Origin of the sequence: Aeromonas sp. R2-3 (genome assembly GCF_040908375.1) — a bacterium.
Lineage (GTDB): Bacteria > Pseudomonadota > Gammaproteobacteria > Enterobacterales > Aeromonadaceae > Aeromonas > Aeromonas veronii.
In genome coordinates this window covers 130,758-140,237 of record NZ_JBFODP010000015.1, presented here as the reverse complement: position 1 = coordinate 140,237, position 9,480 = coordinate 130,758, and the positions used below count along the sequence as shown (strand labels likewise).

7 protein-coding genes are annotated in these 9,480 nt (G+C 60.5%); 2 read left to right on the top strand and 5 right to left on the bottom strand.

The features are described 5' to 3' along the window. Positions 1-559 precede the first annotated feature (559 nt). Positions 560-3,427: an RNA polymerase-associated protein RapA gene (gene rapA / locus AB5Z02_RS04900; RefSeq protein WP_368215429.1), complete on the top strand. Its 2,868-nt coding sequence runs from the start codon at positions 560-562 to the stop codon at positions 3,425-3,427. A 115-nt stretch (positions 3,428-3,542) separates the two neighbouring features. Beyond that, entirely contained in the window at positions 3,543-4,199 is a 657-nt protein-coding gene (gene rluA, locus AB5Z02_RS04895; protein WP_042081022.1) for a bifunctional tRNA pseudouridine(32) synthase/23S rRNA pseudouridine(746) synthase RluA, read from the top strand. 60 nt (positions 4,200-4,259) lie between these two features. On the opposite strand, the gene AB5Z02_RS04890 is transcribed toward rluA, so the two are convergent. From AB5Z02_RS04890 to treR, 5 genes are all read right to left on the bottom strand, one after another. Continuing rightward, entirely contained in the window at positions 4,260-4,448 is a 189-nt protein-coding gene (locus AB5Z02_RS04890) for a hypothetical protein (protein WP_005336040.1), read from the bottom strand. 120 nt (positions 4,449-4,568) lie between these two features. Continuing rightward, positions 4,569-5,168 carry a sugar O-acetyltransferase gene (locus AB5Z02_RS04885; protein WP_368215427.1) on the bottom strand — a complete coding sequence of 200 codons (600 nt, stop codon included), beginning with the start codon at positions 5,166-5,168 and terminating at the stop codon, positions 4,569-4,571. Positions 5,169-5,171: 3 nt separating this feature from the next. Continuing rightward, complete coding sequence (gene treC, locus AB5Z02_RS04880; RefSeq protein WP_323894395.1) at positions 5,172-6,833, bottom strand: alpha,alpha-phosphotrehalase; 1,662 nt, start codon at positions 6,831-6,833, stop codon at positions 5,172-5,174. A 67-nt stretch (positions 6,834-6,900) separates the two neighbouring features. Beyond that, positions 6,901-8,331, bottom strand: a complete 1,431-nt coding sequence (treB, locus tag AB5Z02_RS04875; protein ID WP_104016537.1) for a PTS trehalose transporter subunit IIBC — start codon at positions 8,329-8,331, stop codon at positions 6,901-6,903. A gap of 192 nt (positions 8,332-8,523) precedes the next feature. Then, positions 8,524-9,471 carry a trehalose operon repressor TreR gene (treR, locus tag AB5Z02_RS04870; RefSeq protein ID WP_216949734.1) on the bottom strand — a complete coding sequence of 316 codons (948 nt, stop codon included), beginning with the start codon at positions 9,469-9,471 and terminating at the stop codon, positions 8,524-8,526. Positions 9,472-9,480: the final 9 nt, after the last annotated feature.

The following is a 9,480-nucleotide window of genomic DNA, read 5'->3' as shown; positions in this document are numbered from 1 at the left end:
GGCTCAATGAATTGCTGAAATAAACTGTTCGACTTCTTATTGCTAAGAAATCGTCTTGGTCACTTCACCAGACATTGAAAATCAAAAATTGTTTTGATGTTCGATGCTGTGAGTGCCCACACAGATTGCTTGATTCAAATTGTTAAAGAGCGACGCAGCTTTTGCTGCTGCGGGAGTGGAATTCTACTCAACCGCCTTCTCGAGTCAAGCCTTATTTTCAAAGGCTTTTCGAGGTTATCGACGAGGCTGTTTGCGTTGCCGCTTGCCCTGTCGATGGAGGCGCATTATAGGGATCTGGATCACGCTTGCAAGGGTCTTTTCGAATTAAATTCGCATTTTTGGTTCAACCGTTCACTAATCACCCAAAAAGCGCATTTATCCTGCAATAACACACCCGTTTGGCGAGCTCGCTATCCTCTATATGACGTGGCGATGGTAGCAGATCAAGGTTGTGGCGATTTGGTCTCTCTACATCTATATGCATGGTGATCGAGGTCACGCCTTCGGGTAACATAGCGCCCCTTTGCGATTCACACACTCTTGGGCTTTGGAGAGTTTAATGCCTTTTGCACTTGGCCAGCGTTGGATTAGTGATACAGAGACGGATCTGGGGTTGGGGACTGTCGTTGCTGTTGAAGGACGCATGGTTACCCTGTTGTTTCCGGCTACCGGTGAAAACCGCATGTATGCCAAAGAAGAGGCGCCGGTCACCCGGGTCAGCTTCAATGTGGGCGATCAGATCACCAGTCACGAAGACTGGACCATGACGGTCGAAGAAGTGCAGGAGAAAGACGGCCTGCTTATATATGTAGGTGTGCGCACCGACAATGATGAGCCCGTTGCCCTCAAAGAAGTGTTTCTCAACAACTTTATCAAGTTCAACAAGCCGCAGGATCGCCTGTTCGCCGGTCAGATCGATCGGATGTCCCGCTTCACCCTGCGCTACGAGGCGCTGGTCAACCAGCACCAGCGTCGTCGCAACCCGACTCGCGGTCTGGCCGGTGGCCGGGTCAGCCTGATCCCGCACCAGCTCTATATCGCCCACGAGGTGGGTCACCGCTACGCTCCGCGCGTACTGCTGGCCGATGAGGTGGGTCTGGGCAAGACCATCGAAGCGGGCATGATCATTCATCAGCAGCTGCTCTCCGGCCGCGCCCATCGCGTGCTCATTCTGCTGCCCGAAACGCTCCAGCATCAGTGGCTGGTCGAAATGCTGCGCCGCTTCAACCTGCACTTCTCCCTGTTTGATGAGGAGCGCTGCATCGAGGCATTTGCCGATGCGGAAAACCCCTTCGAGACCGAACAGCTGGTGATCTGCAGCCTCGACTTCCTGCGCAAGAAGCGTCGTCGCTTCGAGCAGGTGCTGGAAGCCGAGTGGGATCTGCTGGTTGTCGATGAAGCCCACCATCTGGAGTGGAGTGAAGAGGCGCCGAGCCGTGCCTATGAGATGGTGGAAGCGCTGGCCGAACAGGTGCCGGGCGTGCTGCTGCTGACCGCCACCCCGGATCAGCTGGGCCACCAGAGCCACTTTGCCCGTCTGCGCCTGCTCGATCCCGAGCGTTTCTACGACTACGAGGCCTTCCTCGCCGAGGAGCAAGCCTATGGTCAGGTCGCCAGCGCCGCGCAAGAGCTGCTGGATGGCGAGACCCTGAGCGATGAAGCCAGACAGACCCTCGCCAGCCAGCTGGAAGGGCTGGACTTGAGCGATGCCGCCGCCCGTCAGCAGGCGGTCGCCAAGCTGCTGGATCAGCATGGCACCGGCCGGGTACTGTTCCGCAACAGCCGCGCCAATATTCAGGGCTTCCCCGAGCGTCACCTCAACGTCTACCCCATGCCGCTGCCGGAGCAGTACAAGACTGCCATCAAGGTGATGGGCATGATGGGTGGCAACGGTGGCGATCTGCAGACCCGTGCCCTGCGCTACCTCTATCCCGAGAAGATCTTCCAGCAGTTCGAAGGTGACAACGCCACCTGGACCCAGTTCGACCCGCGCGTAGAATGGTTGCTGGAGCTGCTGCTCTCAGCCCGTCAGCAGAAGGTGCTGGTGATCTGCTCCGAAGCGGCAACCGCCATCGCGCTGGAAGAGGCGCTGCGCACTCGTGAAGGGATCCGTGGTGCCGTGTTCCACGAAGGGATGTCGATCCTCGAGCGGGACAAGGCCTCCGCCTATTTTGCCCAGCAAGAGGGTGGCGCCCAGGTGCTGCTCTGCTCCGAGATCGGCTCAGAGGGTCGCAACTTCCAGTTTGCCAGCCATCTGGTGCTGTTCGATCTGCCTCTCAACCCGGATCTGCTGGAACAGCGCATCGGTCGACTGGATCGTATCGGTCAGCAGAATACCGTCGAGATCCACGTGCCCTACCTAGAAGGGACTGCCCAGCGCGCCCTGCAGCTCTGGTATCACGATGGTCTGGATGCATTCGAGCAGACCTGCCCGACTGCCCGTCCGGTATTTGAAGCGGTGCGTGACGAGCTGTTCGAGCTGCTGGCCGCCAACACAGGCGATCAGGCCCCCCTCGACGCCCTGCTGGTCAAGACTCGCGAACTGCACGAGCCGCTCAAGGCCCGGCTGGAACAGGGTCGCGATCGCCTGCTGGAGATCCACTCCAGCGGTGGCGCCGCAGCCCAGCAGCTGGTCGACAAGCTGGCCGCCGAAGATGACGACACCGGCATGATCTCCTTCGCTCTCAAGATGTTCGACGAGATCGGCGTCAATCAGGATGACCGTGGCGAGAACGCGCTGGTGCTGACTCCCGGTGATCATATGCTGGTCTCCAGCTTCCCGGGCCTGCCGCAAGATGGCATGACCATCACCTTCGATCGCAACACAGCTCTGTCGCGGGATGACATGGCGCTGCTCTCCTGGGATCACCCCATGATGCGCGGCGGTATCGACCTGATCCTGGGCTCCGAGATCGGTGCCACCTCGGTCGCACTGCTCAAGAACAAGGCACTGCCCATCGGCTCCATCCTGCTTGAGCTGATCTTCGTTGCCGAGTCTGCGGCCCATCCCCAGCTCTACCGCTTCATGCCGCCGACGCCGATCCGTCTGCTGATGGACAAGAACGGCCAGAATCTGGGTGAGAAAGTGGCGTTCGATGCCTTCAACCGCCAGCTGACGCCGGTCAACCGCCACCTCGGCAGCAAACTGGTCACCGCGTCCCAACCGGTGATCCACGGTCTGATTGGCAAGGGGCAAGCCATTGCCGAAGAGCTGAAAGCCGGGATTGTCGACAAGGCCCGTGCCCAGATGGCGCAGACCCTGCAGCAGGATCTGGATCGTTTGGAAGCGCTCAAGGCGGTCAACCCGAACGTGCGCGACAGCGAGCTGGATTATCTGCGCAATCTGCAGGCAGAATTGCACCACCTGATCGATCAGACCCAACTCAAGCTGGATGCTATCCGTTTTATCGTGGTCACCCATAACTGACAAGGTACCGACCGACAGCGGCCAGACCCAGCTCAAACTGGATACCCAAGGCCGCTTTGTCGTGGTTACCCATAACTGATGGGGGCTTGCTCCCACCTTCTGATGCGAGACATTTATGTTTGAATACTCACCGCCTCTGGAACCCTGGCTCGATATCCTGTTCAAGGACAAGGACATCATGGTGGTCAACAAGCCCACTGGCCTGCTAAGCGTCCCCGGGCGCGGCCCCGAGAATGAAGACAGCGTCCTGCATCGGGTGAAACAGCAACACCCTAAGGCGGCGGCAGCTCATCGCCTCGACATGTCCACCACTGGCGTCATTGTCATTCCCCTCAATCCCAACTCTCATCGGGAGCTGAGTCGGCAATTTCGCGAGCGGGAGACCGAGAAGCACTACCTCGCCTGGGTGTGGGGTGAGCCGGAGGCAGAGTCGGGTCAGGTTGACCTGCCGCTCTGCGTCGACTGGCCCAACCGCCCGAAACAGAAGGTGGATCACGAGGAGGGGCGTCACGCTCTGACCCTGTGGGAAAAACTGAAAGTGGAGAACGGCAACAGCCTGATCAAGTTGACCCCCATCACAGGTCGCTCCCACCAGCTGCGCGTCCATATGCTGGAGCTGGGGCACCCGATCTTGGGTGACAACCTCTATGCTCATCCGGATGCGCTGGCGGCAGCACCCCATCTCTACCTGCATGCTGCCATGCTGACCATCAGCCACCCCCGTAGTGGCGAGCGGATGACCTTCGAGGCGCCGGCTCCTTTCCCGGTCTGATCCCGCAAATCGCAGAGATAAAAAAGCCCCCATCGCGAGATGGGGGCTTTTTCATTAGGGTCAGACGCGAATATCGATCTTGCTTCCCAGAGAAGCGCTGGCCGATGTCGGTGCAACCGGCGCTGATTGCGCTGCGTTTTGCAGCAGCTTCAGCGCAGCTTCGCCCTCTTGGGTCTGCTGTTTCTTGGCCAGACTGGCCGTCATCAGAGCAGAACCAAACGACGCATTTGCAGAACTTGATATATCCATAGGGTTCCTCCTGCACTCAACAGTATCGGCCAAGCGGCCCCGAACATAAGCACTGAATGCAAAACAATCTGAAAGTTACTTTTCTATCAGTCAGATAGCAATTGCATTCATGGCCCCTGTTCACCGCTGGATGGCGCCTTCAAGCTCCTGTGCCGTCATCACCCGAAGCACCTTGCAAGGGTTGCCAGCCGCCACCACATTGGCGGGCACATCTTTGGTCACCACCGAACCGGCACCGATGACGCTGTTGTCACCGATAGTGACTCCGGGGCAGATGACGACGCTGCCACCAACCCAGACGTTGTGGCCGATCCGTACCGGCTTGCCGAACTCCACCCCCTTGATGCGCGGCGCCACCGCAACGGGGTGAGCCGCGGTGTAGATCTGCACCCCGGGCGCCAGCAGCACGTTGTCGCCGATGTGCACCTCGCAGACGTCGAGGATGGTGCAGCCCACGTTGGCGTAGAAGTTCTCGCCGACGAAGATGTTGGCACCATAGTCGCAGAAGAATGGCGAATTGATGGCACACTCCTGGCCGCGGCCACCGAGCAGCTCGTGCAGCAAAGCATCCCGCGCCGGTTTCTCCTGCCAGCTGGTATTGAAGGTGTGATAGAGCCTGCGGCAGCGCTCACGTGCCGCTTTGAGCTCGGGGTCAGCCGCGTCATAGGGCTCCCCCGCCACCATCTTCTGCCACTCGGTACCGCGCACCACCTTCTCCATTACCTACTCCATCAGCCAGATCAGGGATTCATAAGGGCGCAGCATACCCGATTGCGGTCGGGCCGGGCTATCCGGGTAGTTGCCGAGCAGCAGCCGACCTTGCCCGCTTTGCAGCTCGGCAGGCAAGGCAAACTCCACCGGCTCGCCATAGAAGTTGCTCACCACCAGCAGGGTCTGGCCGTTGACGCGACGGGCGTAGGCCCAGATCTGCGGGTGCCCCGTCAGCAGCTCCTGATAATTCCCCTGAGTGAAGATGGGGTGCGCCTTGCGAAGGGCGATAAGATCCCGATAGTGCCAGAACACCGAGTTCTGGTCGGCCAGCGCCGCCTCGGCGTTGATCTCGGGATAGTTGGCGGCAGGCTTGAGCCAGGGCGTTCCTTGGGTGAAACCTGCATTGGCCGCAGCGCTCCACTGCATCGGGGTACGCGAGTTGTCGCGGGACTTGGCACCGAGAATGGCGAGGATCTCGGCCTCGCTCATCCCTTCCGCCTGCTTGATGGCGAAGATGTTGCGACTTTCCACATCCTGATAGTCGTTGATGTGCTGATAGCCGGGGTTGGTCATGCCGATCTCCTCCCCCTGATAGATGTAGGGGGTGCCCTGCAGGCCATGCAGAGTGCTGGCCAACATTTTGGCAGCGACCACTCTGTACTCACCCTCATCGCCGAAACGGGAGACGATGCGCGGCTGATCGTGGTTGCACCAGAACAGCGCCGACCACCCCTTGCCGTGCATGCCACTCTGCCAGTGGTTGAAGATACGCTTGAGTTCGAGGAAATCGAACGGCGCCTTGGTCCACTTGTCGCCGTTGGGGTAATCCACCTTCAGATGGTGGAAGTTGAACACCATGGAGAGCTCGGAGCCATCGAGGGCGCCATAGCGCTGGCAGTGTTCCAGCGAAGTAGAGGACATCTCCCCCACCGTCATGGCGCCAACAGGAGCAAACACGTCGCGGCTAACATCCTGCAGGAATTCGTGGATGCGCGGCCCGTCGGTGTAGAAGCGGCGGCCATCGCCAATATCGTCGTTCGGGAAGGTCTGATCCTTGGAGATAAGGTTGATAACGTCGAGGCGGAACCCATCCACTCCCTTCTTGGCCCAGAAGTGGATGATGTTTTTCACCTCGGCACGTACCGCCGGGTTTTCCCAGTTGAGATCCGCCTGCTCGCGGGCAAACAGGTGCAGGTAGTACTGACCGGTGAGCTCATCCAGCGCCCAGGCGCTGCCGCCAAACTTGGATTGCCAGTTGTTGGGCACGCTGCCATCCACCGGATCGCGCCAGATGTAGTAGTCGCGGTAGGGGCTGTTCTTGTCCCCCAGCGCCGACTTGAACCAGGCGTGCTCGGTGGAGGTGTGGTTGACCACGATATCCATCACGATGCGGATGTCGCGCGCGTGGGCGGCGGACAGCAGCGCCTCGAAATCAGCCATGGTGCCGTAGGCGGGGTCGATGGCGTAGTAGTCGGCGATGTCGTAGCCGTTGTCCACCTGCGGCGAGACGTAAACCGGGGTCAGCCAGAGGGCATCGACCCCCAGCGTTTTGAGGTAATCGAGGCGGGCCATGATCCCCTTGAGATCGCCGGTGCCACGGGCGCCGGAATCCTGAAAGCTCTTGGGATAGATCTGGTAAATCACGGCGCTCTGCCACCAGGGTGTTTGGCTCATGGCTCTTTCTCTTGTCACAAATTGAAATGGGAGAGGGCGACCCCTTGGGTCGCCCTGACAATCAGATTCAGGCGCTGGCTTCGGCCAGCTTGCCGGCCGCTTGCTGGCGCTTGTAGACCAGCAGGGTCAGCACCACCGGCACCACGATGGCGACCAGCATGGCGAGGGAGTAAACGGCCCAGTATTGCGGCTGGATGGAGAGGATGCCCGGCAGGCCGCCTACCCCGATGCCGTTGGCCATCACCCCGGCGAAACCGCAGATGAGGGCAGCGAGGCTCGATCCCACCATGGCGCACAGCATGGGGAACTTGTACTTGAGGTTGATACCGTACATCGCCGGTTCGGTCACCCCGAGATAGGCGGAGATGGCGGCAGGTACCGAGATCTCCCGTTCGTTCTCCTTGCGGCTAATCAGAATGATGCCGACGACCGCAGAAGCTTGGGCGATGTTGGAGAGGGCGATCAGCGGCCAAATCGGGGTGCCGCCCATGCTCTGCATCAGCTGCAGATCCACCGCGTTGGTGGTGTGGTGGATGCCGGTGATGACCAGCGGCGCGTAGAGGAATCCGAACAGGGCGGCACCGATAGGGGCGAAGGAGCCGGTCATGGCCGCCTTGGCAGCGAAACCGACGCCATCACCCAGCCAGCGACCGAACGGGCCGATAAAGGCGTGGGCCACGATCACCGCCAGCAGCAGCGAGACAAACGGCACAATCACCAGATAGAGATAGGCCGGAATGATCCGCTTGAGGTTGGTCTCTACCCACGCGAGGAACACGCCCGCCAGCAGCGCCGGAATGACCTGCGCCTGATAACCCACCTTCTGGATCACGAACAGGCCAAAGTCCCACACCTCGGGAGTCTGCTGGCCGATGCCGTAGGCGTTCATCAACTGCGGCGACACCAGCGTGATACCGAGCACGATACCGAGGATCTCGGAGCCGCCCATCTTCTTGACCGCAGACCAGCAGACGCCCACCGGCAGGAAGTGGAAGATCGCTTCGCCCAGCAGCCAGAGGAAGGCGTGCACCTGAGCCCAGAACTGGCTGATCTCGGTGAGGGTGTGAGTGCCATCGTCGAACATCTTGATGTCGCCGATGACGTTGCGAAAGCCCAGGATCAGACCGCCGGTGATGATGGCGGGCAGCAGCGGCACAAAGATCTCCGCCAGATGGGAGATGCCCCGCTCCAGCGGATTCATGTTCTGGCGCGCCGCCTGCTTGGCGGCCTCCTTGCTGCCACCGCTGACGCCGAGCTGCTCGGTCAGCGCCTTGTACCACTGCTCTACCTCGTTGCCGATCACCACCTGGAACTGACCGCCCTGAGTGAAGCTTCCCTTCACCGCCGGGATGGTTTCGATGGCCTTGCTGTCGGCCTTGGCCGGATCGTTCAGGACGAAGCGCAACCGGGTCAGACAGTGGCTGACGGTGGCGATGTTCTCCTTGCCGCCGATCTTGTCGATCAGGGTGGCAAGCTGCTGTGCGTTGATCTTGGACATGGGTCTTCCCTCTGTGACGCCATTGAATAGTGGTCTGCATCGCCCTTGCGAGCCACTCTTTGGGCTCGAGCGTTTTTGGTATCGTTCCCATTTAGCATGCCGACAATCTTGCCAGATCAAAATGGGAACGTTCCCAATTCGTGGCCAGCGTCACAAAAAGCGCGTTTTTTGTTCAGTCCGGAGTGATGGGGGTCACAGGGTACGGCAAGGGGCGATGGTCGCCAGCGGCGGCTGCTCCTGCTCGATCTGGCCGAGCAGCTGCCGCGCCGCCTGCTCCCCCGCTCCCTTGTAACCGAGATCCAGAGTGAGGGCGTTGGGAAAGAGGAAGGTGAACATGGGGTTGTTGCCAAGGCCGGTCACCAGCACCTCGCTACGCCCTTGTTCTTGCAGATATTTTGCCGCGCCGATGGCGAGGGTGTCGCTGGCGCAGACCAGCGCGCCGGTAGTCGGAGTGAGCAGCTCCGCAGCCAACCGGTAGCCGCTCTGCAGGCTGAGATCGCCGAGGGCGCTACGCGCCGCCAGCCCCTGCTCGGCGCAGTAGCCGAGGTAGGCGTCGAGCCGGCGCTGGCCGGTAGTGAGGTCGGCAGTATCCACCCCCAGATAGGCGATGTCGCGGATACCGCGGGCAGCGAGCTGGCCCAGCATGGTGCGCACCGCCCCGGCATCGTCAAAACAGACCGAGGAGAAACCGGGATATTCGCGGGCAACCAGCACCAGCTTATCCCTGAGCGGCGCCATGGCGGCATAGTCGAGATCGTTGAAGGCAAACAGGATGATGCCATCCACTCCGCGCCGCTCCAGCACCGCCAGATGCTCCAGCACCTTGGCGGGAGAGAACTTGCTCTCCATCAGCACGGCGTCGTAGCCGCGCTGGTAGAGGGTCTCCAGCATGCCACGCACCGCCTGATTCTCCGAGCTGGAGTCGAGCCGCGAGACGATGATCCCCACCACCTGCTGGCTCTGGCTGCGCATGGCCCGCGCCGACTTGCTCGGCACGAAGCCATGCTCGGCGATGATCTGCTCCACCCGCTCGCGGGTCTCCTGCTTCACCTTGGGATCCTGATTGAGCACCCGGGAGACAGTCGACTTGCCGACCCCCGAGAGGCGGGCGATATCGAGGATGGTCAGTTTCTTGTCCATGGATTGACT